The sequence below is a fragment of the Streptomyces griseoaurantiacus genome, assembly GCF_036189845.1.
Lineage (GTDB): Bacteria > Actinomycetota > Actinomycetes > Streptomycetales > Streptomycetaceae > Streptomyces > Streptomyces griseoaurantiacus.
Map to the genome: position 1 here is coordinate 4702654 of NZ_CP108326.1, position 25099 is coordinate 4727752.

General features: G+C 72.2%; 23 protein-coding genes. 6 read left to right on the forward strand and 17 right to left on the reverse strand.

All coding sequences use genetic code 11. From position 1 onward, the window contains the following. Positions 1 to 85: 85 nt before the first annotated feature. Both OHB09_RS21050 and OHB09_RS21055 read right to left on the reverse strand, forming a co-directional pair. A complete protein-coding gene (locus OHB09_RS21050; protein WP_006138121.1) occupies positions 86 to 619 on the reverse strand; it encodes an alkyl hydroperoxide reductase in 534 nt (177 codons plus the stop codon). 4 nt (positions 620 to 623) lie between these two features. Beyond that, positions 624 to 1178 (reverse strand): peroxiredoxin, encoded by a 555-nt coding sequence (locus OHB09_RS21055; protein WP_093597226.1) that lies wholly within the window; start codon positions 1176 to 1178, stop codon positions 624 to 626. A 153-nt stretch (positions 1179 to 1331) separates the two neighbouring features. Here OHB09_RS21055 and OHB09_RS21060 point away from each other — a divergent pair, with 153 nt between their 5' ends. Continuing rightward, on the forward strand, positions 1332 to 2306 hold the full coding sequence (locus tag OHB09_RS21060) for a LysR substrate-binding domain-containing protein (protein WP_006138117.1): 975 nt from the start codon (positions 1332 to 1334) through the stop codon (positions 2304 to 2306). 61 nt (positions 2307 to 2367) lie between these two features. On the opposite strand, the gene OHB09_RS21065 is transcribed toward OHB09_RS21060, so the two are convergent. From OHB09_RS21065 to OHB09_RS21085, 5 genes are all read right to left on the reverse strand, one after another. After that, positions 2368 to 4740 carry an ABC transporter permease gene (locus OHB09_RS21065; protein WP_093597222.1) on the reverse strand — a complete coding sequence of 791 codons (2373 nt, stop codon included), beginning with the start codon at positions 4738 to 4740 and terminating at the stop codon, positions 2368 to 2370. Further along, positions 4737 to 5426 (reverse strand): ABC transporter ATP-binding protein, encoded by a 690-nt coding sequence (locus tag OHB09_RS21070; RefSeq protein WP_006138114.1) that lies wholly within the window; start codon positions 5424 to 5426, stop codon positions 4737 to 4739. Before OHB09_RS21070 ends, OHB09_RS21065 begins: the two co-directional genes overlap by 4 nt. Beyond that, positions 5423 to 5947, reverse strand: coding sequence for a PadR family transcriptional regulator (locus tag OHB09_RS21075; protein ID WP_040893995.1), 525 nt, complete (start codon positions 5945 to 5947; stop codon positions 5423 to 5425). The genes OHB09_RS21070 and OHB09_RS21075 overlap by 4 nt, the downstream gene beginning before the upstream one ends. Positions 5948 to 6080: 133 nt before the next feature. After that, on the reverse strand, positions 6081 to 6344 hold the full coding sequence (locus OHB09_RS21080; protein WP_006138110.1) for a hypothetical protein: 264 nt from the start codon (positions 6342 to 6344) through the stop codon (positions 6081 to 6083). Next, entirely contained in the window at positions 6341 to 7234 is an 894-nt protein-coding gene (locus OHB09_RS21085; RefSeq protein ID WP_328923042.1) for an SPFH domain-containing protein, read from the reverse strand. Before OHB09_RS21085 ends, OHB09_RS21080 begins: the two co-directional genes overlap by 4 nt. 368 nt (positions 7235 to 7602) lie before the next feature. On the opposite strand from OHB09_RS21085, the gene OHB09_RS21090 reads away from it, so the two are divergent. Next, positions 7603 to 10020 carry a transglycosylase domain-containing protein gene (locus OHB09_RS21090; RefSeq protein ID WP_328922367.1) on the forward strand — a complete coding sequence of 806 codons (2418 nt, stop codon included), beginning with the start codon at positions 7603 to 7605 and terminating at the stop codon, positions 10018 to 10020. Between the two features lie 71 nt (positions 10021 to 10091). On the opposite strand, the gene OHB09_RS21095 is transcribed toward OHB09_RS21090, so the two are convergent. The 5 genes from OHB09_RS21095 to OHB09_RS21115 all read right to left on the reverse strand — a co-directional run bounded on the left by OHB09_RS21095 (position 10092) and on the right by OHB09_RS21115 (position 16143). Further along, positions 10092 to 10673 carry a TetR/AcrR family transcriptional regulator gene (locus OHB09_RS21095; RefSeq protein ID WP_006138105.1) on the reverse strand — a complete coding sequence of 194 codons (582 nt, stop codon included), beginning with the start codon at positions 10671 to 10673 and terminating at the stop codon, positions 10092 to 10094. Positions 10674 to 10769: 96 nt separating this feature from the next. Beyond that, positions 10770 to 12878, reverse strand: a complete 2109-nt coding sequence (locus OHB09_RS21100; protein WP_078630765.1) for a SpoIIE family protein phosphatase — start codon at positions 12876 to 12878, stop codon at positions 10770 to 10772. A gap of 374 nt (positions 12879 to 13252) precedes the next feature. Continuing rightward, positions 13253 to 13951 (reverse strand): cytidylyl-2-hydroxypropylphosphonate hydrolase, encoded by a 699-nt coding sequence (gene fomD / locus OHB09_RS21105; RefSeq protein ID WP_191851524.1) that lies wholly within the window; start codon positions 13949 to 13951, stop codon positions 13253 to 13255. Between the two features lie 56 nt (positions 13952 to 14007). Then, positions 14008 to 15441 (reverse strand): class II fumarate hydratase, encoded by a 1434-nt coding sequence (locus OHB09_RS21110; RefSeq protein WP_093597216.1) that lies wholly within the window; start codon positions 15439 to 15441, stop codon positions 14008 to 14010. Positions 15442 to 15621: 180 nt separating this feature from the next. Then, positions 15622 to 16143 (reverse strand): DUF4245 domain-containing protein, encoded by a 522-nt coding sequence (locus OHB09_RS21115; RefSeq protein WP_234528645.1) that lies wholly within the window; start codon positions 16141 to 16143, stop codon positions 15622 to 15624. A 126-nt stretch (positions 16144 to 16269) separates the two neighbouring features. On the opposite strand from OHB09_RS21115, the gene glpX reads away from it, so the two are divergent. Further along, positions 16270 to 17307, forward strand: coding sequence for a class II fructose-bisphosphatase (gene glpX / locus OHB09_RS21120; protein ID WP_006138099.1), 1038 nt, complete (start codon positions 16270 to 16272; stop codon positions 17305 to 17307). Between the two features lie 87 nt (positions 17308 to 17394). Here the strand turns inward: glpX and OHB09_RS21125 are convergent, their stop codons facing one another. Beyond that, positions 17395 to 17760, reverse strand: coding sequence for a WhiB family transcriptional regulator (locus OHB09_RS21125; RefSeq protein ID WP_040893927.1), 366 nt, complete (start codon positions 17758 to 17760; stop codon positions 17395 to 17397). A 106-nt stretch (positions 17761 to 17866) separates the two neighbouring features. Beyond that, positions 17867 to 18661 carry a DUF1707 SHOCT-like domain-containing protein gene (locus tag OHB09_RS21130; RefSeq protein ID WP_006138097.1) on the reverse strand — a complete coding sequence of 265 codons (795 nt, stop codon included), beginning with the start codon at positions 18659 to 18661 and terminating at the stop codon, positions 17867 to 17869. A gap of 265 nt (positions 18662 to 18926) precedes the next feature. On the opposite strand from OHB09_RS21130, the gene OHB09_RS21135 reads away from it, so the two are divergent. After that, the gene (locus OHB09_RS21135; RefSeq protein ID WP_234528644.1) at positions 18927 to 20594 is read left to right on the forward strand and encodes a fumarate hydratase; all 1668 of its coding nucleotides are present in this window, start codon (positions 18927 to 18929) and stop codon (positions 20592 to 20594) included. 52 nt (positions 20595 to 20646) lie between these two features. Here OHB09_RS21135 and OHB09_RS21140 read toward each other — a convergent pair whose 3' ends face one another. Continuing rightward, complete coding sequence (locus tag OHB09_RS21140) at positions 20647 to 20919, reverse strand: exodeoxyribonuclease VII small subunit (protein ID WP_319118892.1); 273 nt, start codon at positions 20917 to 20919, stop codon at positions 20647 to 20649. Then, positions 20916 to 22253, reverse strand: a complete 1338-nt coding sequence (gene xseA / locus OHB09_RS21145) for an exodeoxyribonuclease VII large subunit (protein WP_319118891.1) — start codon at positions 22251 to 22253, stop codon at positions 20916 to 20918. Before xseA ends, OHB09_RS21140 begins: the two co-directional genes overlap by 4 nt. Before the next feature lie 146 nt (positions 22254 to 22399). Between xseA and OHB09_RS21150 the strand changes: the two genes are divergently transcribed. Both OHB09_RS21150 and ppgK read left to right on the forward strand, forming a co-directional pair. Continuing rightward, positions 22400 to 23401 (forward strand): 4-hydroxy-3-methylbut-2-enyl diphosphate reductase, encoded by a 1002-nt coding sequence (locus OHB09_RS21150; RefSeq protein WP_006138093.1) that lies wholly within the window; start codon positions 22400 to 22402, stop codon positions 23399 to 23401. A 24-nt stretch (positions 23402 to 23425) separates the two neighbouring features. Continuing rightward, positions 23426 to 24172 carry a polyphosphate--glucose phosphotransferase gene (gene ppgK, locus OHB09_RS21155; protein ID WP_006138092.1) on the forward strand — a complete coding sequence of 249 codons (747 nt, stop codon included), beginning with the start codon at positions 23426 to 23428 and terminating at the stop codon, positions 24170 to 24172. Positions 24173 to 24215: 43 nt separating this feature from the next. Here ppgK and OHB09_RS21160 read toward each other — a convergent pair whose 3' ends face one another. Beyond that, positions 24216 to 24773 (reverse strand): DUF6542 domain-containing protein, encoded by a 558-nt coding sequence (locus tag OHB09_RS21160; protein ID WP_328922368.1) that lies wholly within the window; start codon positions 24771 to 24773, stop codon positions 24216 to 24218. Between the last annotated feature and the right edge of the window lie 326 nt (positions 24774 to 25099).

The following is a 25099-nucleotide window of genomic DNA, read 5'->3' on the forward strand; positions in this document are numbered from 1 at the left end:
CGCCGGTCTCCGCTCCCGGGCACGCATGAAGGTCCCCGCACCCTCCAGGGGGTGCGGGGACCTTCGTACGCCCGGTGTGCGGTGGCTACCGCGCGAGGACCGCTTCCGCGTCCAGGGTCACGCCGACCGCCTCGACGACCGCCGCGATCTTGAACGCCTCCTGGATCACCTCACGCTCGACGCCCGCCTTGCGGAGCACCTGCTCGTGGGAGTCCAGGCACATCCCGCAGCCGTTGATCGCCGAAACCGCGAAGGACCACAGCTCGAAGTCGACCTTGTCGACCCCGGGGTTGCCGATGACGTTCATCCGCAGCCCGGCCCGCAGCGTGCCGTACTCGTGGTCCGAGAGCAGGTGGCGGGTGCGGTAGAACACGTTGTTCATCGCCATGACCGCCGCCGCGGACTTGGCCGCGGTGTACGCCTCGGGCGACAGGTTGGCCTTCGCCTCCGGCTCCAGCTCCCGCAGCACGATCGGGGAGCGCGAGGCGATCGCGGTGGCGAGCACCGTGCCCCAGAGCTGCTGCGCCGGGAGGTCGGAATTGCCGATCACCGAACCGAGGTTCAGCTTCAGGTCCTTGGCGTAGTCCGGTATGGCGGACTTCAGCGCGTCGAGGGACATGGAGTCACTCACCCGCCAGCAGGGCGACCGGGTCGAGCGTCTCCTCGCCCTGCTTCCAGTTGCAGGGGCACAGCTCGTCGGTCTGCAGCGCGTCGAGGACCCGCAGGACCTCCTTGGGGTTACGGCCGACGGAACCGGCGGTCACCATCGTGAACTGGATCTCGTTGTTCTGGTCCACGATGAACACCGCGCGCTGCGCGAAGCCGTCCTCGCCCTCGATGCCGAGCGCGCGCATCAGCTCGTGCTTGGAGTCGGCCATCATCGGGAAGGGCAGGTCGGTCAGGTCCGGGTGGTCCTTGCGCCAGGCGTGGTGGACGAACTCGGAGTCGCCGGAGAAGCCGAGGATCTGCGCGTCACGGTCGGCGAACTCGTCGTTCAGCTTGCCGAAGGCCGCGATCTCGGTGGGGCACACGAAGGTGAAGTCCTTGGGCCAAGCGAAGACGATCTTCCACTTGCCCTCGTAGGTCTTGTGGTTGATCTCGTCGAACTCCTTGCCCTTCTCCAGGGAGACACAGGCAGTCAGTTCGAACTCGGGGAACTTGTCACCGACAGTGAGCACACGCTCTCCTTGTACGCGAGAAGCGCCCCGTTCACACGGCGCCTCTCATGGGTTGGACGTGAATGATCGTGGCACACGGTGCATTGATTCGGGAAATAGCTACACTCGGTCGTGTTGATCGTCATCGTCTATCAGTGACCAAGGGTGAATTGCGTGGCCAGGGCAGGAATCACGGGCGTCACCGGAACCAAGGCCCACGGGCGCCGGCAGCCGAGCCTGTCCCAACTGCGGGCGTTCGCCGCCGTCGCCGAGCACCTGCACTTCCGGGACGCCGCCGCCGCGATCGGCATGAGCCAGCCGGCGCTCTCCGGTGCCGTCGCCGCCCTGGAGGAGACCCTCGGCGTGACGCTGGTCGAGCGTACGACGCGCAAGGTGCTGCTCTCCCCTGCCGGCGAGCGGCTGGCGGTGCGGGCCAAGGCCGTACTGGCGGAGGTCGGCGCGCTGCTGGAGGAGGCCGCGGCGGTGCGGGCGCCGTTCACCGGGGCGCTCCGGCTGGGCGTGATCCCGACCGTGGCACCCTATCTGCTGCCCACCGTCCTCGGCCTGGTCCATGAGCGCTACCCCTCGCTGGACCTCCAGGTCCACGAGGAGCAGACCGCCGGCCTGCTCGACGGCCTGGCCACCGGCCGCCTGGACCTGCTGCTGCTCGCGGTGCCCCTCGGCGTCCCCGGCGTCGCCGAGATCCCGCTCTACGACGAGGACTTCGTCCTGGTCACCCCGCTGGGCCACCCGCTCGGCGGGCGCGAGGGCATACCCCGCGCGGCGCTGCGCGAGCTCAACCTGCTGCTGCTGGACGAGGGGCACTGCCTGCGCGACCAGGCGCTCGACATCTGCCGGGAGGCGGGACGCGCCGACGCCCCGGTCACGACGACGGCCGCGGGGCTCGCGACCCTCGTCCAGCTCGTCGCCGGGGGACTGGGCGTGACCCTGCTGCCGCGCACCGCGCTCACCGTCGAGACGAGCCGCAACGGCAGCCTCCTCACGGGGTACTTCGCCGATCCGGCGCCGACGCGGCGGGTGGCGCTGGCGATGCGGACGGGGGCGGCGCGGGCGGCCGAGTACACGGAACTGGCCGCGGCGCTCAGGGAAGCGCTGCGGCCACTGCCGGTCCGTCTCGTGCGGGGCTGAACGGGCCGTACGGGTCCGCGGGGAGGGGCGTTACCGTCCCTCCCCGCGGCCCCGCGCGTGCTCACTCCGTCCGCAGGCCCTCCGGGCGCATCAGCCGCAGCAGCGCCGGCAGACTCAGCACCGTCACCGTGAGGACGACCGCCGCCCCGACGCCCGTCATGGACAGCACGCTTCCCCAGTAGATCTGCACCGGCACCTGGGACATCTTCTGCAGCACCGCGCCCAGGGTCAGCCCGACCACGGAGGCGAGCACCAGGCCCAGCGCGATGGGGATCGCCGACTGCCACAGCACCGACAGGCTCAGGGTCCGCCGCCGGGTGCCGAAGGCGACAAGAGCCGACAGCAGCCGCTTGCGCTCCCGGAGCTGTTCGAGCTGCGAGACCAGCAGGCTCGCCCCGATCAGCGCCAGCACGCAGGTCGCCCCGATGAACAGGCCGGTGCGGATGGCCTCGTACTGGTCGGAGGTCTTTTCCGACACCCAGGTCCAGGCGTCGGAGAACGGGTCCAGCGCGGCGGCGGTGTTCCGCACGTGCTCGGTGGCGTCCGGCACCGCGTGGTCCAGCCGGACGTACACCCGGCCGGACATCTGGGGCAGGGCCGCGGCGGGCGCGGCCGAGGGGGTGACCAGCAGACCCCAGATCTCGTTCTGCAGCGCGTCGTGCCGCTGCTTGACCACCGGCAGCCTGTCCGGCACCTTCCAGGCCACCTCGGCACCCTTCGGCGAACCGCTGAAGGAAGGGTCGACGTACAGCTGGAGGCCGGGCTTGAGCAGCTGGTCCACCTCGTCCCCGGGGCCCTGGCCCGGATCGGAGGGGGCCGGCAGGGCGAAGGCGTCCCCGTCGTGGCAGGAGGGCAGATCGGCGATCTCGCGCAGGGAGGCGCAGGTGCCGACGGTGATGTCGGAGGAGAGCTCGGGATCCTTGCGCCGTTCGGAGACGCTGTCGACGGACAGCGCCACGGCGGCCGCCACGCCCTTGGTCCGCTGGAACCGCTCCTCGACCTTGCCGGCCACCAGGTCGGCCTTGCCCGGGGCCGTCATGTCGACCTCCATCTGGGCGCGGCTCGGGTCCCGGCCGGTGTCCTGGGTGAAGTCGTCCTGGACGCCGGTGAACAGCATCTGCAGGGCGATGGCCCCGGCCACCGCGACCGCGATCCCGTTGACCATGCGGGCCGCCGTGCCGCTGCTCAACTGCAGCCGGCGCACGGCGAGCTGCCAGGCCACACCGCCCGAGTCGAGCCGTCCGACGACCGTCTCCACGATCCAGGGCAGCAGCGCGGTCACCCCGACCAGCAGCAGCAGGACACCGCCGACCACCAGGTACTCGTTGAAGTCCCCGTTCTCGTTGCCCTTGCCGATCATCGGGGAGAGCATCGCCAGACCGGCCACCGGCAGCAGCAGCCGCCACCACAGCCGGCGCCGGGCGGGCCGCGCGGTGCGCACCACGCCGAGCGGTTCGATGACGACGCCGCGCAGTGCGAACAGCGTCACCAGGACCGCGGCCGCGGGCACCGCGAGGGCGACCAGGAGAGCGAGCAGCGGGGAGGGCGTCAGATAGCTCGGGAAGACGCTGATGCCGAACAGGTCGACCGAGCCCACGAGTTCCCGGCCGAGCAGGAAGAAGCCGGTGCCGAACACCAGCCCGAGCACGGAGCCGGCCAGTGCCTCGCCGGCCGCGATCCGGCGCGTCATGCCGCCGTCGGAGCCGACCAGCCGCAGTGCCGCGAGCCGCCGGTCCCGCCGCTCGCCGCCGAACCGCACCGCCGCCGCGATGAAGACGGCGACCGGCATCAGCAGCACCACGAAGATGACCAGGATGAGCAGCAGCAGGACCGGGGGCAGGCCCTCGTCGTCCTGCGCCTCCCCCACGTCGCCGTACTGCTTGATACGGGCCACCCTGCTGTCGCTGCCGACGTGCCGTGCGATGTCGTCGGAGTAGGCGTAGTAGGCGAGTTCGCGCGGACCCATGAGGCCCGAGTCGCCGATCGTGCCGGCCGTGCGGTACGGCAGCCGCTCGCGCAGCAGGGCGCCGTCCTTCGACGCCAGCAGCTTCTTCAGCCCGGGGGAGACGTACATCTCGCCCTGCTTCGGCAGACTGCGCAGACCGGGCGGCACCGGTGCCTCGGGGCCCTCGGGCTGCAGCAGCCGGCCGCGGACTTCCTCGTCGTGGTAGCTGGTGTCGACGTGCGCCGAGACCAGGGTGTCCTCGCCGCGCGGGATGTCCTTCCTCGAGCTGAACGTGAAGTCCGTCCGGGCGTCGTCGCGGTCGTGCCGCTTGCCGATGACGCTGGGCAGCGCGGTGGTGAGCAGCAGCAGCGCCACTCCGAGCCCCACGCCGACGGCCGTGAGCACGGTCCGTACCCAGCCCTCGCGGCCGCCGGTGACGGCGAAGCGGGCGCCCAGGGAGAGGTCGCGGGCCCAGGTGCGCGCGCTCATACGGCGCGCTCCATGTCCCGCGACTTCCCGTCCCGTACGACGATCTCGCGGTCGGAGTAGGCCGCCACCCGTGCCTCGTGCGTCACCAGCACCACGGCGGCGTTGGTGGACCGGGCGGCCTCGGTGAGCAGCTCCATCACCCGCTCGCCGTTGAGGGAGTCCAGGGCGCCGGTCGGCTCGTCGGCGAACAGCACGCGCGGTCCGGTGACCAGCGCGCGGGCCACCGCGACCCGCTGGCCCTGGCCGCCGGAGACCTCGCCGGGGCGCTTCTTGCTCAGGTCGTCGACCTCGAGCCGCTGCATCCAGCCGAGGGCGGCCCGCTCGGCCTCCTTGCGGGAGGTGCCGTTGAGCCGCAGCGGCAGCGCGACGTTCTCCACGCAGGTCAGCTCCGGCACCAGCTGCCCGAACTGGAAGACGAAGCCGAACTCGGAGCGGCGCAGCGCGCTGCGCTGGGCGTCGCTCATCGTGGCGAGCTCGGCCCCGTTGTACGTGATCGAGCCGGAGTCGGGCGGCACGATGCCGGCCAGGCAGTGCAGCAGCGTGGACTTGCCGGAGCCGGAGGGACCCATGACGGCGACGACCTCGCCGGGGTGGATCGAGAAGTGCGCGCCGTCGAGGGCCATCGTGGGGCCGTAGGCCTTGCGCAGCTCCTCGGCCGCGAGCAGGGAGCCGGAGGGAGGGGTCATCGGGTCACCGCCTGGGCGAGTTTGTCGAGGCGCGCGGCGGTGAGTTCCAGCCACCGCAGGTCGGCCTCGAGATGGAAGAGGGCGTGGTCGCAGATGAGCTGGTCGGCGAGGTCGCCGTGGCGCTTGCGGTCGGTGAGGATCCGCATCATGCGCAGGTGCTCGGAGCGCTGGGTGTCCAGGATGTCGGCGGCGTCCCGGTGCGTGAGCAGCGCGAGGACGACCTTGGTGTAGAGCACCGACTGGAGGTACGGCTCGGGCTTCTCCGGCGTGGCGAGCCACTGGTGGACGTCGGTGACGCCCGCCTCGGTGATGGCGTACCGCTTGCGGTCGGGACCGCCGCCCGCCTCGATGCCGTCGACCTCGACCAGCCCGTTCTTCAGCAGCCGGGACATCGTCGAGTAGACCTGGCCGTAGTGCAGGGGCCGGTCGTGACCGAACTTCTCGTCAAAGGCCCGCTTGAGGTCGTAACCGTGGCGGGGGCCGGACTCCAGGAGTCCGAGCAGCGTGTGACCGATGGACATGCCGAGCACTGTACACACGATGTATACCCCTGGTGTATACGCCGGGTGCGCAGGTCATGAGCATGCGGTGAGGAGACCCAGGTGGGGAGGGACTGTCACAGTTCGGTGACAGGCGTTTTCGGCCAGGGCGGCGCTACTCCGGGGACGTCCCCGGACCCTGGGAGTCGTCCTTCGCCGGACGGCCCCGGGGCCGCATGGGTCCCGCCCCGCGCGGCAGCCGCCCGGCCTCGCCGAGCGCCCTGCGGAGCAGGAACTCGATCTGGGCGTTGGCGGACCGCAGCTCGTCCCCCGCCCAGCGCGCGAGCGCCTCGTACACGAGCGGATCCAGCCGCAGCAGCACCTGCTTGCGCTGCTGCGGCTTCCGCGGACGCTCCGCGTCCCCGGCGGAGGCGTTCACTGGTACAGGGACCCCGTGTTCAGCACGGGCTGCGGTGCCCGGTCCCCGCACAGCACGACCATCAGGTTCGACACCATCGCCGCCTTCCGCTCCTCGTCCAGCTCCACGATGTCCTGTTCGGCGATGCGGGCCAGTGCCGCCTCGACCATGCCGACCGCGCCGTCCACGATCTGCCGCCGGGCCGCCACGACCGCGCCCGCCTGCTGCCGCTGGAGCATCGCTGAGGCGATCTCGGGAGCGTACGCGAGGTGGGTGAAGCGGGACTCGACGATCTGCACACCGGCCGCCTCCACCCGCGCGTGCAGCTCGACGGCGAGCTTCTCGGTGATCTCCTCGGCGTTGCCCCGCAGGGAGAGGCCGCCCTCGTCGTGGGCGTCGTAGGGGTACTCGATGGCGATGTGGCGGACGGCGGCCTCGGTCTGCGTGGCGACGAACTCCACGTAGTTGTCCACCTCGAAGGAGGCCTGTGCGGTGTCGCGGACCTTCCAGACCACGACCGCGGCCAGCTCGATCGGGTTGCCGTAGGCGTCGTTCACCTTCAGGACGGCCGTCTCGTGGTTGCGCACCCGGGTGGAGATCTTGCGGCGCGAGGTGAAGGGGTTGACCCAGCGCAGGCCGTCGTCCCGGATCGTGCCCCGGTACCGGCCGAAGAGCTGGACCACGCGGGCCTCGCCCGGCGCGACCATGTTGAGCCCGCGCATGGCGACGAGCGCCGAGATGCCGATCAGGATGCCGAGGACGATGAGCACCGCCTTGGCCCCGACCGAGGTGAGGGCGGCGGCGGTCGCGAACAGGCCGATCGCGATCAGCAGTCCCACGAGGCCGAGCAGCAGCGCGAGTCCGCCGCCGATGCTGTGGGCGGGGAACTCGCGCACGGCGGGCGCGGGCATCTCGGGGACGTCGGGCGTACCCGCGGCGGGCGCGGGCGCCCCGGCCCCGGACGGGTCCGGGGTGGGTGTGCCGGACGCGGACGGGTCGTGGGCGGACGGGTCGTGAGTGGACATGTGAGGGCCCCCGTTCACAGAGCAATCGTTTCTCTTCGCTACCTAGCTAAGTGATATCACTTTACCCGCCAGGGCAACCCTTCAGCCGCGCGCGCCGTCGATTTCTTCGGACGGGTGCTGATTGTCACGTCCGTTTAGGGGCGGTAGGGCGGTTTTTGCCGCACTGGCGTCACAACGGGCGGTGTTAGCTTTCAAAGCTGACTTGTGCGACGCACCTGCGTGACCGACGAGAGCGAAGCGGAGCGGATCTACTCATGGGACGAGCGGAAGAGAGACGAGCGCGGCAGCGCGGCGGCCGCCGCGCGGCTCCCCCGAACCGCTCGGCACAGGCCGGTGAGGCCACGTCGCCGTCCGCGGCGGACTCCACCGCCGACGCGGCGGCGGGTCAGGGCCGGGCGGCCGCCCGCCGGGCCGCCAAGGGCCGGGGGAAGGGCGGCAGGGCCGCCAAGAACGCCGGGAAGGGCCGCATACGCCGCCTGTTCACCTGGAAGAAGGTCCTCGGCACGTTCCTCGGTGTCTGCCTGCTCGGCATCGGCGCCTTCGTCGTGATGTACATGATGATCAAGATTCCGGAGGGGAACGCCGCCGCCCAGCTCCAGAGCAACATCTACAAGTACAGCGACGGCAAGATGCTCACCCGCAAGGGCGAGGTCAACCGCGAGGAGGTCGACCTCGCGGACATCCCCAAGCCGGTGCAGAAGACCTTCGTCGCCGCCGAGAACAAGAGCTTCTACAACGACAACGGCGTCGACTTCAGGGGCACCGCCCGCGGTCTGCTCAACACCCTCTCCGGCAAGGGCGCCCAAGGCGGCTCGACCATCACCCAGCAGTACGTCAAGAACTACTACCTGACGCAGGACCAGACGGTCACCCGCAAGCTCAAGGAACTGGTCATCTCGCTGAAGCTGGACCGGGAGAAGTCCAAGGACTACATCCTCGCCGGCTACATCAACACCAGTTACTACGGCCGCGGCGCCTACGGCATCCAGGCCGCCGCGCAGGCGTACTACCGCGTCGACGCCAAGGACCTGAGCGTCCCGCAGGGCGCCTACCTCGCCGCGCTCCTCCAGGCGCCGAGCCAGTACGACTGGGCGGTGGCCACGGACACCGGGAAGAAGCTGGTCAAGGCCCGCTGGAACTACGTCCTCGACAACATGGTCGAGGAGCACTGGCTCGACGCCTCGAAGCGGGCCGACATGACGTTCCCGGTGCCGAAGGACCCCAAGGCCGCTCCCGGCATGGAGGGGCAGACCGGCTATCTGGTGAACCTCGCCAACGCGCAGCTCGAGCGGCAGCTCATGAAGGAGCAGAACCTCACCCAGTCCGAGGCGGCGGCGAAGGTCGAGAACCAGGGCTGGACCATCACCCTGAACATCGACAGCAAGAAGCAGGCGGAGCTGGAGAAGGCGGTCAAGTCGCAGCTCACCAGCAAGCTCGACAAGAAGAAGCGCAAGGTCGACGCGGACATCCAGGCCGGCGCGGTGTCCGTCGACCCGAAGACCGGCAAGATCCTCGCGCTGTACGGCGGCATCGACTACGTCAAGCACTTCACCAACAACGCGACCCGCACGGACTACCAGCCCGCCTCCACCTTCAAGCCCGTGATCCTGGCCGCGGCCCTGGACCAGGGCGCGAAGACGCAGGACGGCAAGGACATCAACTCCAACACGATCTACGACGGCACCAGCAAGCGGCCCGTCGTGGGCAGTGACATCGCCTTCGCCCCGGAGAACGAGGACGACCACGACTACGGCGACATCACCGTGCAGACGGCGATGAACCAGTCCGTCAACTCGGTCTTCGCGCAGATGGGTGTCGACGTCGGCATGGACAACGTGCTGAAGACGGCGGGCGACCTGGGCATGGACACCGAGGGGCTGAAGGCGGTGCCCGCGCAGACCCTGGGCTCGATGGGCGCGAGCCCGCTCGCCATGGCCGGCGTCTACGCGACGCTCGACAACCACGGCAAGAAGGTCACCCCGTCGATCCTGAAGTCCGTGGAGCACAAGGACCAGGTGATCGACCTGCCGGACCCGATCGGCGGGCAGGTGATCAGCAAGGTGGCGGCCGACACGGTCACCTCCGTGCTGACCGGCGTGGTCGACGACGGTACGGCCCGCACCTCCGTGCGCGACAACCCCAAGCGCAACGGCCAGCAGGTGGCGGGCAAGACGGGTACCTCCGACAACAACAAGTCGGCCTGGTTCACCGGCTACACGCCCGGCCTGGTCACCTCCGTCGGGCTGTTCGGCGAGAGCGCCAAGAACCACAGCCAGGTGGAGATGTACGGGGCGGGCGGCCTGCCGCGCGTCAACGGCGGTGGCTTCCCGGCGCAGATCTGGGCGACGTACATGTTCAACGCGATCGACGAGGTCACCAAGTTCGACCTGGACACCAAGGAGGGCGCGGCGGTCGAGAAGACGAACTCGCCCTCGATGAGCAACACGCCGTCCCACACCCCGTCGAACACCGCGTCGAGCGAGCCGCCCGAATCCGAGTCCCCGGACTCCAGCACGAGTCCGCCGGCGGGTGGCGACCAGAGCTCCAAGCCCCCCGTCTCCAGTTCGCCCCCCGCCAGCCCCAGCAACACGGCCTCGAACGAGGACGACGACGAGGGCGAGGACGGCGGAGGCCGCGGCGGCTTCTTCGGCGGCCCCGACGGCGGCAACTGAGAAACGCCGGTTCCCCGCGCCCCGTGAAGGGCGCGGGGAACCGGCGTCTCCGCCCGGGGTACCCGGGAGGTCTACGGTGTGGGCGCGGTGAGGTACCGCTGGAGGGTGGGCCCGAGCCAGTCCACGATCTCCTCGTGGCCGAGGGCCACGCTCGCCGGGAACCGCAGCACATAGCGCGTCAGCGCGAGCCCCAGCACCGTCGAGGCGCACAGGGCCGCCCGGGCGGCCGCCTGTTCGGGATCGGGTCCCACCCGGCGGGCCAGCGGGATCAACTGCTCGCGCAGCACGACCTGCATGCGCTCGGCGGCGGCCGTGTCGGTGGCGCCGACCCGCATCAGCGCGGTGAACTCCTCGTTCTCCTCCCACAGGGTGAGGAAGTGGCGCACCAGCGTGCGGCCGATCTCCTCGGGGGAGTCGAAGGTCATACCGGGCAGCCCGGGGTCGATCGCGACGGCCGCCGCGAACAGGCCGGCCTTGTTGCCGTAGTAGCGCATCACCATCGAGGGGTCGATCCGCGCGTCACGCGCGATGGCCCGGATGGTGGCCTTCTCGTAGCCGTCCGCGGCGAACCGCTCGCGGGCCGCGGCGAGGATCGTGGCCCGGGTGGCGTCGGAACGCCGTGCGGCCTGCGGGTTCTCGGTGGTGCCGGTCATGCGGCCAACCTAGGCCAACGCGTGTTGACAGTCCAGGGCGCGGCCGTGCCACGGGGTCGCCCGCCCCGTCGCGCGGCCCGGCCGCTCCTCGTTCCGTCAGCCCCGGTTCAGTTCGAACCAGACGACCTTCCCCGTGCTCAACCGCGTCGCCCCCCATCTGCGGGCCAGCCGGTTGACCAGGTACAGCCCGCGTCCGCCCTCGTCCGTCGCCCGCGCCTGCCGCAGCCGGGGGAGCTGCGGCACGTCGTCGCCCACCTCGCAGCGCAGCACGTCGGTGCGCAGCAGCCGCAGCGTGATCGGCCGGGAGGCGTACCGCACCGCGTTGGTGACGACCTCGCTGACCAGCAGCTCCACCGAGTCGGTCAGCTCCTCCAGACCCCACCGGGACAGGGCGCGCCGGGCGAGGCGGCGGGCCCGGCCGGGCGCCGAGTCCTCCGGCTCGAGGAACCAGTACGCCACGTCGCTCGGCGCGATCCCGTCGAAGCGGGCGGCGAGCAGCGCGATGTCGTCGTCCCGGTCGCCCGGGCCGAGCATGTCGAGCACCTCGTCGCACAGCGCCTCCAGCGGCGGCGGATGGTCGATGCCGGTGAGCTGCGCCGTGGAGGCGAGCTTCTCGCGGAGCTGCTCGATACCGGTCCACACGTCCCGCAGCCGGGACTCCACCAGGCCGTCCGTGTAGAGCAGCAGCGTGGCGCCGGCGGGCGCGTCCAGCTCGACGGCCTCGAAGTCCACGCCGCCCACGCCGATCGGGGCGCCCGCGGGCACCCGCAGCACCTCCGCCCGGCCGCCCAGGTGCAGCAGCACCGGCGGCGGGTGCCCGGCGTTGGCGACGGTGATGCGGTGCGCGACCGGGTCGTAGACCGCGTAGAGGCAGGTCGCCATGCGGTCGGTGCCCAGCCGCTGGGCCTGCTCGTCGAGGTGGTGCAGCACCTCCTGCGGCGGCAGGTCGAGTCCGGCCAGGGTCTGCGCGGTGGTGCGGAGCTGGCCCATGATCGCTGCGGAGGTCATGGAGTGACCCATGACGTCACCGACGACCAGGGCGACCCTGCTGCCGGGCAGCGGGATGGCGTCGTACCAGTCGCCGCCCACCCGGGCGGTCTCCGCCGCCGGCAGATAGCGCGAGGCCAGCCGGACGCCGGTGCAGCGCGGCAGGTGCTCGGGGAGCATCGTCCGCTGGAGTTCGTCGGCGATGTAGGCCTCGCGGCCGTAGAGGACCGCCTTGTCGATGCCGAGCGCGCTGTGCGTGGCGAGCTGCGCGGCCACCAGCAGGTCGTCCGCCTCGAAGGCGGGGCGCTCGGGGCGGCGCAGGAACAGGGCCGCGCCGATCACCCGGCGGCGACCGCGCAGCGGGGCGAGGATCGCGTGCTGTCCCGGCGGGACGGGAAGGTCGTCGCCGAGCAGCTCGGGCAGCGCGTCGGCGGCGCCGGGGGCGTCGGCGAACACCGGGCGCACCCCGCGCAGCACCTCGGCCAGCGCGCCGCCCGGCCGCACCTCGCACAGCTCCTTGGTGAGCGCGGCCAGGCCCGAGCTCTCCGGTGCGGGCACCGGCAGGATGCCGTCCTCCACGTCGCGCTGCTGAGGGATGCGGTCGGTGCGGCGCAGCCGCAGCTGCAGCGGGCCGGTGGGCCGCTCGTCGCCGACCGGCAGGGGGTCGCGCAGATAGACGAGGATCGCGTCGGAGAAGGTCGGCACGGTGGCCCGGCACAGTCCCATGACGATCTCGTCGAGGTCGATGCCGCGGGCGATCCGGCGGGTCGCGGCGCCGACGAAGCGCAGCCGGTCGCCGTCCCGGCGCATCGGCATGGGGCCGTGCGGCGGTGCCGCCTGCCCCGTGCGCCGCTCCGGTCCCGCGGGCTGGGCGGGGGTCCGCTCCTGCTCGCCCGAGGCCGGCTGCACCGGGATGGTGTCCGGCGCCGGGCGCGGGCGGTGCGGGCCGGGCTCCTCGGCGGCGGGCTGGGAGTGCTCGGGCCCCTCGTCCAGCGGCAGCGGGGTGCCGGACGGCGTGGACCGGCCGCCCTGACCGCCCGCCGAGGCCTGCGGCGCGGCGAGCGGGTCGCCCTCGCCGAGCGGGCCGGCGCCGGTCACGGCGGGGGAGGCGGGGACACGCGGGAGCGCCCCGCGGGGGTCCGCGGGGCCGGCGCCCGGCTGGGGCGCGGGGACGGCACCGGGCTGGGGCCGTTCATGGGATGTGGGCTGCTCCGTCACGCGTGTCGAATCCGTCCGTCGGGGGCTGGGCGCCGCGCGTGCAGTTCGTGCCGCGCCATTCCGGATACCCGCGACACCGGGTCGCGGAACAGGGCTCGCGCGTGCTCAGGGGCCGTTCTCGCCACACCACCGCACGGCCTGCCGGCGAGGTGGCCGGCCCGTTCCTCGTAGCCCTCGCTCACGGTCTGCCGCCCCTCGGTGACGTAGTGTCAGGCCCGGCGCCCGCCGCGGGAATTGCCGTCGGGCGCCCTTGCGGAGGACGATCCTACGGTTGGCCCCAGGGGGCGCCACAAGGGTCTCATGCGTCCGTGTGCACGGACATACGATGCCGGACACGAGGTGCCGACGCGGGCGCGCGCCCGAGGGAGCCGCCCTCATCGGGCCGCCGGGGCGGCGGGCACGGCGTCCCAGTCCTCCGGCAGCGCCGGTACGGGCCAGCCGGGGTCCGGGCGCCAGTTCTCCCACCCGTCCGCGAACGGCGCGCCCCACGCCCGCACCGCCTCCAGCGCCGCGCGGCCGGCCTCCCGCACCCGGGCGGCAGCGGCCTCGTCGAGCAGGCCGTCGCGCCGGGCCTGCGCGAACTCGTCCTCGTCGCGCCAGTCCCAGCTCCGGTCCGGGTAGACGCACAGGTCCAGGAAGTGGTCCTCGGAGTCCACGCCGCCGGACCAGCGGGTCAACGGCTCCTCGAGGTTGACGTACCAGTTCTTGAAGCGCCAGCCCGGCTCCCAGAACAGCCACACCGACCAGGGCTCGCCGGGGCGGGCCAGCTTGAGGACGCCGGTGCCGAACCAGTGGCCGCGGTGCGTGGTGCGGGGCGTGGTGTAGCGGCTGGCGAGGGGCTCCAGGTGGACGGGGCGGCCGTCCGCGAGGGCCGGCCGGACGCAGTCGGTGCCGGGCGCCAGCCAGACGGCGAGCAGGTCCTCCTCGTCCCGGACGACGGTCACGGGACGGGCGATGTGGATGCGCGGGCCGGCGTTCTCGCGGTACCGCCACAGGATGGGGGTGCCGGGTTCCCAGTGGGGCACTCCGGCGCCCCGCTCCCTCTGCCTCACGGCTCCAGAGTCCTCTGCCATGCGGAAATACTAGGGTCTCCCGTTCGGCTCATCCCGGCCCCGCGGGGCCGGGCCGCTCAGGGGTGGGTCATACGGAGGACGTCGAGCGCCTCGTCCAGCTGCTCCGCGGTCAGCAGCCCGCGCTCCACGTAGCCGCCCTCCTCCACGACCTCCCGGATCGTCCGCCGTTCGGCCAGGGACTTCTTGGCCACCCTGGCCGCCTCCTCGTAGCCGAGGTACTTGTTCAGCGGCGTGACCACCGAGGGCGAGGACTCCGCGTACTCGCGGGCCCGCTCCCGGTGCGCGACGATCCCGTCCACGGTCCGGTCGGCCAGCAGCCGGGACACGTTCGCCAGCAGCCGCACCGACTCCAGCACGTTCTTCGCGATGACCGGAAGCATCACGTTCAGCTCGAAGTTGCCGGCGGCCCCGGCCGCCGCCACCGTCGCGTCGTTCCCGGTCACCTGGGCGGCCACCATCAGCACCGCCTCGGGAATGACCGGATTCACCTTCCCCGGCATGATCGAGGAGCCCGGCTGGAGGTCCGGCAGGCTGATCTCGGCCAGTCCGGTGCGCGGGCCGGAGGACATCCACCGCAGATCGTTCGCGATCTTCGTCAGGCCGACCGCGATCGTCCGGAGCTGCCCGCTGGTCTCCACGACGCCGTCCCGCGCGCCCTGCGCCTCGAAGTGGTTGCGCGCCTCGGTCAGCGGCAGCCCGGTGGCGCGGGCGACCTCGGCGATCACGGCGGCGGAGAACCCGGGCGGGGTGTTGATGCCGGTGCCGACCGCCGTGCCGCCCAGCGGCAGCTCGGCGAGCCGGGGGAGCGAGGCCGTCAGCCGCTCCACCCCGTACCGCACCTGTGCCGCGTAGCCGCCGAACTCCTGGCCGAGGGTGACGGGCGTGGCGTCCATCAGATGCGTGCGCCCGGACTTCACCACGTCCGCGAACTCCTCGGCCTTGCGCTCGAGGGCGGCCGCCAGGTGTTCGAGCGCCGGGATCAGGTCCCGGGTCACGGCGGCGGTGGCCGCGATGTGCAGCGAGGAGGGGAAGACGTCGTTGGACGACTGGGAGGCGTTCACGTGGTCGTTGGGGTGGACGTCCCGGCCGAGCCGCTCGGTGGCCAGGGTCGCGACGACCTCGTTGGTGTTCATGTTGGACGAGGTGCCGGAGCCCGTCTGGAACACGTCGACCGGGAAGTGCGCGTCCCAGCGCCCCTCGGCGACCTCGGCGGCCGCGTCCGCGATCGCCTCCGCGACGTCCTTGTCGACGACGCCCAGCTCCGCGTTGACCTTGGCCGCGGCGCCCTTGATCCGGGCCAGCGCCTCGATGTGGGCGCGCTCCAGGCGCTGCCCGGAGACGGGGAAGTTCTCCACGGCCCGCTGGGTCTGCGCCCGCCACTTCGCCCGGGCGGGCACGCGGACCTCTCCCATGGAGTCGTGCTCGATGCGGTAGTCCCGGCCGTCATCGCGGCCGTCGTCAGCGGTGTCAGCAGTGTGCGTCGTCGTCATCGTCGTCGTACCTCCGGGAACGTGAGCGTGCGCGGGGCGCGGCGGTATTCCCGCGCGCCGTCCGCCTTCCGTACGTCTTCCCGGTGCCGCCTTCCCCGTCCCGGCCGTCCCGCGCCTGCCGCTCCCGGCGAGCGGGCGCGGCGACCACGGCGACCACGGCGGCGGCTGCGGCTGCGGCGGCTACGACGCCTCGAGCGCCTTCGCCATCTCGGCCAGCCGGGTGAAGGAGGCCGTGCCCGTCACCAGCGTCGTGGCGCCCTTGTCCTCGAGCACGAGCGCGTCGTAGCGCCCGCCGGTGTAGTGCCGCCAGACGCGGCCGTCGATCTCCTGGGTGGTCTTCGTGGGCTCCGAACCCCGGCTCGCCTCGTCGATGAACCTGGCCGCCTTCTGAGTGGACTGTTCGATCGCCACGTATTGACCCTTCGGATCCTGGAAACCCAGATGCCAGTGGTCGAAGGAGGAGCCGTCGAAACGGACGGAGGTGGCCTTCCAGCTGTCGGGCAGCCCTTCGGGCGCCTCGACGGGGTAGGAGGCCGCGCGACGGGCGGTGACGAGCTCCACGTCGTAGCTCACCCGCTTGATGTCGGGGGCCGAGTCGTCGTGCGGGAGGAAGAGGTAGATGACCCCTGCCATCAGCCCGATGAGGACCAGGGAGAGGACCAGGTCCCGGACCGTCTTCTGCTTGCCGTTCGTACCAGCCACGCCCCTATCGTCGCAGGTGCCCGGCTCCGCTCATCCGTGGGGCCCCCTGCTCATTCTGCTCACTCGGGGATACAGTCGGGCCCATACCCTCATCCGGCCGTCGCCGTATCAGAAAGGTGCGCTCCGATGACCGAGAACCACCATCACCTGCCTTCCGAGCTCGAGGTCCCCTCCGAGGCCCCCGACCGCAACCTCGCCCTGGAACTGGTCCGGGTCACCGAGGCCGCCGCCATGGCCGCCGGCCGCTGGGTCGGCCGGGGCGAGAAGAACGGGGCCGACGGCGCGGCCGTGCGCGCGATGCGCACCCTCGTCTCCACCGTCTCGATGAACGGCGTCGTCGTCATCGGCGAGGGGGAGAAGGACGAGGCCCCGATGCTCTTCAACGGGGAGCACGTCGGCGACGGCACCGGACCCGAGTGCGACATCGCCGTCGACCCCATCGACGGCACCACGCTGACCGCCGGCGGCATGCCCAACGCCATCGCGGTGCTCGCCGCCGCCGACCGCGGCACGATGTTCGACCCCTCCGCCGTCTTCTACATGGACAAGCTGGTCACCGGCCCCGAGGCCGCCGACTACGTGGACATCAACGCCCCCGTGCACGTCAACATCCGCCGGGTCGCCAAGGCGAAGAACTCCACCCCCGAGGACGTCACCGTCGTCATCCTCGACCGGCCGCGCCACACGGACCTGATCCGTGAGGTGCGGGCCACCGGCGCGCGCATCAAGCTGATCTCCGACGGCGACGTGGCCGGCTCCATCCTCGCCCTGCGCGAGGGAACCGGCATCGACCTGCTGCTGGGCGTGGGCGGCACGCCCGAGGGCATCATCTCCGCCTGCGCGGTGAAGTGCCTGGGCGGCACCATCCAGGGCAAGCTCTGGCCCAAGGACGAGGCCGAACGGCAGCGCGCCCTGGACGCCGGGCACGACCTGGACCGGGTCCTGACCACCGACGACCTGGTCTCCGGCGAGAACGTCTTCTTCGTCGCCACGGGGATCACCGACGGGGAACTCCTGCGCGGGGTGCGCTACCGCTCGGAGACGGCGACGACCGACTCCATCGTGATGCGGTCGAAGTCCGGGACGGTGCGGCGGATCGACTCCGTCCACCGCCTCAGCAAGCTCCGGGCGTACTCCACGGTCGACTTCGACCGCGGACTGTAGAGGCGAGACCACGGGCGGGGCGGGTCACGGGCGGGGCGCCCTTCGCGGCTCCCTCACGGGGCCGCACGGGGGCGTCCCCGGCCGGGTCTACCCCGCCGCCGCTATCGTCGCGCCCGCCGCCTTCTTCAGCTCCACGTCCCGGCGGCGCCGCCGGGCCAGCACCACGCGCCGTTCCGCCGCGGTCAGCCCGCCCCACACCCCGTAGGGCTCCGGCTGCACCAGCGCGTGCTCGCGGCACTCCACCATCACCGGGCACCGCGCACAGACCCGCTTCGCCGCCTCCTCGCGCGACAGCCGTGCCGCGGTCGGCTCCTTGGACGGTGCGAAGAACAGTCCTGCCTCGTCGCGCCGGCACACGGCCTCCGTGTGCCACGGGGCGTCCTGGTCCCGCCCGGGTCCCCGCTGGGAGGGAACTGCGGCGACCTGCAGGGACGAATGCGGCGGTTGCAGCACGGTCTACTCCTGACGACGGCTTCGCGAGCGAGAGACGATGCAGCAAGCCTTACCCGCTGTGCGGGGGCCTAAGCGTGGCGTTCCGACTCCCGGGCCGCCTTCCGTTTCACAGCCCCATGCGCCGCCGCATCTTCCGGTCGGCCTCCTCCAGCTTGCGGCTGACCTTGCGTTCCCACGTCCCGGCGGATTTCCGGTCCATGCTCTGCGAGACCCGCTCCGAGACCCGCTCCAGGATGTCCGCGACCAGCCGGCCCTTGCGGGGCGTGGCCTCGACATTGCCCAGCACCGCCCAGCCGTCGACGAAGACCGTGGGCGCCTGGGGATCGCCCGAGTCCAGCGGGCTGACCTCGAAGTTGCCCAGCACGCCGCCGCCGGTGCCGCGCATCGACACGTTCTCCGGGACGCGCACCTGCACGTCGCCGAAGACGGATATCGCCTTCACGACGATCTGCTGGTACTCGAACAGGGCCTCGCTCAGGTCGATCTCGACGCTGCCGAAGATCGCGTACGCGTGGATGCGCCGGCCGGCCCGCCAACGGCCCCTGCGCACCGCGGCGCTGAACACCGCGACCACGTTCTCGTCGGCCTCCGCCGGTATCGCGGTGGTGGGGCGGTGCGGCGGCGCCGTGTGCGAGGCGGACGGGCGGGGGCCCTGGGCGGCGGGCAGGTCCCGTACGAAGGCGTCGAGTTCGCCGACCGTCTTGGCGGCGAGCACGCCCTCGACGCGCTCGGCGTGCTCCTCGGCGGTGAGCCGCCCCTCGGACAGGGCGTCGCGCAGCATGTCGGCGATGCGGTCCCGGTCGGCGTCCGAGCAGCGCAGCTCGGTCGGTGGCAGGGGCCGGTCGCCGGCGGGGGAGTCGGGCCGGGCATCGGTCGGGGCGGGGCTCTTCTTCAGGTCCACGGCAGCAGCGTACCCAAACGCGATAGATCGCGACTAGCCCTTGTCGAAAGCTGTGGAAAACCGTGCACGGGCGGGAACCGTGGGCGGGCGCGGGGTCGCGAGCCCCGTGCGCGGGCGCCGGGTCGCGGGGTGCGCGCAAGTGAGCCGTACCTCACCCTCACGCCCCGACCGGCAGGTCATACGCTGGTGGACGCTGCCAACGGAGGCCGGCCGTCGTCGCTGAGGAAGCCCGCGACGCGTCATGTCGAGTGAGGAATGGGCGAGAATGCCTGAGTTCGCGTACACCGATCTGCTCCCCATGGGAGAGGACACCACCCCCTACCGGCTGGTGACCTCCGAGGGTGTCTCCACCTTCGAGGCCGACGGGCGAACCTTCCTCAAGGTGGAGCCCGAGGCCCTGCGCACGCTCGCCGAGACGGCCGTCCACGACATCCAGCACTACCTGCGCCCGGCCCACCTCGCCCAGCTCCGCCGCATCATCGACGACCCCGAGGCCTCCGCCAACGACAAGTTCGTCGCCCTGGACCTGCTGAAGAACGCCAATATCGCGGCGGCCGGTGTGCTCCCGATGTGCCAGGACACCGGCACCGCGATCGTCATGGGCAAGCGCGGCCAGAACGTGCTCACCGAAGGAGGCGACGAGGAGGCCCTCTCCCGGGGCATCTACGACGCCTACCACAACCTCAACCTGCGCTATTCGCAGATGGCTCCGCTCACCATGTGGGAGGAGAAGAACACCGGCTCCAACCTGCCCGCACAGATCGAGCTGTACGCGACCGACGGCGGCGCCTACAAGTTCCTCTTCATGGCCAAGGGCGGCGGCAGCGCCAACAAGTCGTTCCTCTACCAGGAGACCAAGGCGGTCCTCAACGAGGGCTCCATGATGAAGTTCCTGGAGGAGAAGATCCGTTCGCTCGGCACGGCCGCCTGCCCGCCGTACCACCTGGCGATCGTCGTCGGCGGCACGAGCGCCGAGTACGCCCTGAAGACCGCCAAGTACGCCTCCGCGCACTACCTCGACGAGATCCCCGCCGAGGGCTCCCCCCTCGGCCACGGCTTCCGCGACAAGGAGCTGGAGGAGAAGGTCTTCGAGCTGACGCAGAAGATCGGCATCGGCGCGCAGTTCGGCGGCAAGTATTTCTGCCACGACGTCCGCGTCGTCCGCCTGCCCCGGCACGGCGCCTCCTGCCCCGTCGCCATCGCCGTCTCCTGCTCCGCCGACCGCCAGGCCGTCGCGAAGATCACCGCCGAGGGCGTCTTCCTGGAGCAGCTCGAGACCGACCCGGCGCGCTTCCTGCCGGAGACCACCGAGGAGCAGCTGGAGGAGTCCGGCGACGTCGTGCGGATCGACCTCAACCGGCCGATGGACGAGATCCTCGCCGAGCTGACCAAGTACCCGGTCAAGACCCGGCTCTCGCTCTCCGGCCCGCTGGTCGTCGCCCGCGACATCGCGCACGCCAAGATCAAGGAACGCCTTGACGCGGGCGAGGAGATGCCGCAGTACCTCAAGGACCACCCGGTCTACTACGCCGGCCCGGCCAAGACCCCCGAGGGCTACGCCTCCGGCTCCTTCGGCCCGACCACGGCCGGCCGCATGGACTCCTACGTCGAGCAGTTCCAGGCGGCGGGCGGCTCCAAGGTGATGCTCGCCAAGGGCAACCGCAGCAAGCAGGTCACCGACGCGTGCGACACGCACGGCGGCTTCTACCTCGGCTCCATCGGCGGCCCCGCAGCCCGGCTCGCCCAGGACTGCATCAAGAAGGTCGAGGTCGTCGAGTACGAGGAGCTCGGCATGGAGGCGGTCTGGAAGATCGAGGTCGAGGACTTCCCGGCGTTCATCGTGGTGGACGACAAGGGCAACGACTTCTTCCAGGCGCCCGCCGAGCCCCCCACCTTCACCAGCATCCCGGTGCGGGGCCCCGGCCTGGCCTGAGCCGTCCGAGCCCCGCGGGGGCGCGGGGCCCACGCCTCGCGCCCCCGTCCGTTCAGGCTTCGTCCTCCCCGGCCTCCTGGTCCCCCTCGGCCAGTGCCGCGTCCAGGCGCCGGCGGGCGCCCTCCAGCCAGGTGCGGCACACCGCCGCCAGCTCCTCCCCGCGCTCCCACAGCGCCAGGGACTCCTCCAGCGTGGTGCCGCCCGCCTCCAGACGCCGGACGACCTCGATCAGCTCGTCCCGCGCCTGCTCGTAGCCGAGCGCCTCGCCCTTCTTGCCGCCGTCCGCGGCCTGTGCGGTGCCGGTACCGGTCTCCGTGCTGGTCATGCGTCCACTTCCTGAGTTCCCTGAGCTCCCGGGGTTTCTGGGGTTCCCGGTGTTCCCTGACGTCCCCGACGTTTCCGCTGCCCCTGCCGGTCCTGCTGCCCGGCCTGCTCCACGGCCCGCTCTCCGGCCGTCGCGACCCGTACGGCGAACTCGCCCTCCGCGACCCGAGCCCGCAGCGGCTCCCCCTCGGCGACCTCCTCCGGAGCGCGCACCACGTGCCCGTCGTCCTTCTGCAGCACCGCGTACCCGCGCCGCAGCGTGGCCGCAGGGGACAGTGCCACCACACGGGCGTGGGTGTGCGACAGCTCCGAGTCCGCCCGGTCCAGCAGGTGCCCGAGGGTGCGCCGGGAGCGGTCGGTGAGCGAGGCGACGTGGTCGGCCCGCTCGTCCACCATGCGGTGCGGGTCCTCCATGCAGGGGCGCGCCAGCGCGTGCGCGAGCCCCCGCTCCTCGCGCTCGACGAAGGCGTGCGCGCAGCGCCGGGCCCGGTCGCGCAGCCCGCGCACCTTCTCCAGCTCCTCGCCCACGTCCGGCACGACCTTCTTCGCGGCGTCGGTCGGGGTGGACGCGCGCAGGTCGGCCACGTAGTCGAGCAGCGGGGTGTCCGGCTCGTGCCCGATGGCCGAGACCACCGGGGTGCGGCACTCCGCGACCGTCCGCACGAGCTGCTCGTCGGAGAACGGCAGCAGGTCCTCCACGCTGCCGCCGCCCCGGGCCACGACGATCACGTCCACCTCCTCGTGCGCGTCGAGCTCCTTGACGGCCTGGACGACCTGCGGCACCGCGTGGACCCCCTGCACGGGGACGTTGCGGACCTCGAAGCGGACGGCGGGCCAGCGGTGCCGGGCGTTCTCCAGCACGTCCCGCTCGGCCGCCGAGGCCCGGCCGCACACCAGTCCGATCAGCTGGGGCAGGAAGGGCAGCGGCTTCTTGCGCTCGGCCGCGAACAGTCCCTCGGCGGCCAGGGACTTCTTGAGCTGCTCCAGCCGCGCCAGCAGCTCGCCCACGCCCACCGGCCGTATCTCCGCGGCCCGCAGTGAGAGCTGCCCGCGCGGCGCGTACCACTCGGGTTTCGCGTGCACGACGACGCGGGCGCCCTCGCTCACCACGTCGGCCACGGCGTCGAACACCTGGCGGTAGCAGGTGACGCCGACCGAGATGTCGTGCGAAGGATCGCGCAGGGTCAGGAACACCACCCCGGCGCCGGGCCGGCGCGAGAGCTGGGTGATCTGCCCCTCCACCCAGACCGCGCCGAGCCGGTCGATCCAGCCCCCGATGAGCCGCGACACCTGCCCCACGGGCAGTGGGGTGTCGGCGGACGTGTTGACAGCCATGCGCCCGAGCGTAACGGCCGGGTACGACAACGCCCCGGCCGCACACGGCCCCGGGCGCCCCCGCCCGCGTCCGTCCGCTCCCCACCCGCGCCCGTCCACCCCCGGCGGCTCCCGGGCCGTCCGCCGGGACGCCCTACGATGGGGGCATGACCGCTTCGCCTGCCCGCCGCCGTGTCCTGCTCGCCGCCCCCCGTGGCTACTGCGCGGGCGTCGACCGCGCGGTGATCGCCGTGGAGAAGGCCCTGGAGCAGTACGGGGCCCCCGTCTACGTCCGCCACGAGATCGTGCACAACAAGTACGTCGTGCAGACCCTGGAGAAGAAGGGCGCGATCTTCGTCGAGCGCACGGAGGAGGTGCCGCCGGGCAACATCGTGATGTTCTCCGCGCACGGCGTCGCCCCCGTCGTCCACGAGGAGGCCGAACGCGGCCGCCTGGCCACCATCGACGCCACCTGCCCCCTGGTGACCAAGGTCCACAAGGAGGCCGTCCGGTTCGCCAAGGACGACTACGACATCCTCCTGATCGGGCACGAGGGCCACGAGGAGGTCATCGGCACCTCCGGCGAGGCCCCCGAGCACATCCAGCTCGTCGACGGCCCCGAGGACGTGGCGAACGTCGAGGTCCGGGACCCGTCGAAGGTCGTCTGGCTCTCCCAGACCACCCTCTCCGTGGACGAGACCATGGAGACCGTCGACGCCCTCAAGGACAAGTTCCCCCAGCTCCTCTCGCCGCCGAGCGACGACATCTGCTACGCCACGCAGAACCGTCAGCTCGCCGTGAAGCAGATGGGCGCCGAGGCGGACCTGGTCATCGTGGTCGGCTCGCGCAACTCCTCCAACTCCAAGCGGCTGGTCGAGGTCGCCAAGCTGGCCGGCGCCCGCGCCGCGTACCTGGTCGACTTCGCCGACGAGATCGACGAGGCCTGGCTGGAGGGTGTCTCCACGGTCGGCGTGACCTCCGGGGCCTCGGTGCCCGAGGTGCTCGTCGAACAGGTCCTGGAGCGGCTCACGGGCCACGGCTTCGAGGACGTCGAGATCGTCAAGGCGGCCGAGGAGTCCATCGCCTTCTCCCTCCCCAAGGAGCTGCGTCGGGACCTGCGCGAGGAGGCCGCGGCGCTGGTCGCGGAGCGCCGGGGGACGACGGCCTGACGGATCGCCACGTACCGTAAGGCCATGCAGATCTTCGGTGTGGACATCGGCGGCTCCGGCATCAAGGGCGCCCCCGTGGACCTGGACAAGGGCGACCTCGCGCAGGAGCGCCACAAGGTGCTCACCCCGCACCCGGCCACGCCGGACACGGTGGCGGACGGGGTGAAGGAGGTCCTCGACCACTTCGGGTGGACGGGCCCGGTGGGCGTCACCTTCCCCGGCGTCGTGACCGACGACAGCGTGGTGCGCACGGCGGCGAACGTGGACGCGGCCTGGGTGGACACCGACGCCCGCGCCCTGCTGGGCGAGCGGCTCGGCGGCCTGCCGGTGACGGTCGTCAACGACGCGGACGCGGCGGGCGTCGCCGAGATGGAGTTCGGTGCGGGGCGCGGCCGGCGGGGGACCGTCGTGCTGCTGACCTTCGGCACGGGCATCGGCAGCGCCGTCTTCTCCGACGGCGTCCTGGTCCCCAACACGGAGCTGGGCCACCTGGAGCTGAAGGGCCACGACGCCGAGAAGCGGGCCTCCAGCAAGGCCAAGGAGGACGAGGACCTCTCCTGGGAGCGGTGGGCGCGCCGGGTGCAGAAGTACCTGGCGCACGTGGAGATGCTGCTGTCTCCCGAACTGTTCGTCATCGGCGGCGGGGTGAGCCGCAAGGCCCACAAGTTCCTGCCGCACATCGAGGACATCAGAGCGACGATCGTCCCGGCGGAGCTGCAGAACAACGCGGGAATCGTGGGCGCGGCGATGCGCGCGGCCCAGCGCCGCTGACGCCACTGGCTTCCCGGAGCGCCCTCGAAAGGCCGCGCCCCCGTCAGCGCGCGGTCGGCCGTCCTGGTCCCCGGGGCGGCCGGGGCGCGCCGGACCCGCCCCTGCCGGGGGACCCGGCACCTCCGGGCCTCGCCGCCGAGCCGTTCCGGGCCGCCGCCGCGGTGGCCGTGCGCCGTCGGCCGACGGCCCGTACGCCGACCAGCGCCGCCGCCACCGCCGTCCCGCCGTACAGCCAGCCCGCCTGGGTGGCGAGGGCGGTGATCAGGGCCATGAGCCGGCCCCCGAGCCCGCCGTCCCCGGGAACGGCGGGAAGCAGGCCGACCGCGAACGCGATGGGCGCCACCACGGGGGCCGTCAGCAGGTCGCCCGGCCGGATCCAGAGCGCCGTCAGCGCGCACACCGGCAGGAACAGCACCCCGTACGCCGTCAGCGACCCCCCGAACAGCAGCCGGTCCAGGAACCCCAGCACCAGCATCACGGCCCCCGCGAACAGCCCGCCGCCGAGCCCGGTGAGCCGGGGGTTGGGCAGATGCCGGGCGCCCGCCGGCCGGGCAGGAGCCCCCGCGCCGGGAGCGGGCCGCCGCGCGGCGGCGGGGCGCACTCCCGCGCCACGCCCGCGCGCGACGGGGGCCGGCGCGGGGCGCCGTCCGCCCCGAGGGGGCAGCGGCGCGCCGCGTCGCGGTCCGTACCGGGCAGACGGCGTCCTGTGTTGCTCCACCGGACCAACTTAGGTCGGACAATGTGCCGAATGGCCCCACAGACACGCCGTCGCCGCGTCCTCGGCGCTGTGTTCGAGACGCCGCCGAGGGCGCCCGGCGGCACGCCGTAGACTGGTGGATCGGCCCGCACCGCACCCGCGCCAGGCCCCGCAGGACCGGGCCGGGGCCGCACGGGAGCGGCCACCGCTCCACCACCCCCTCCTCACGT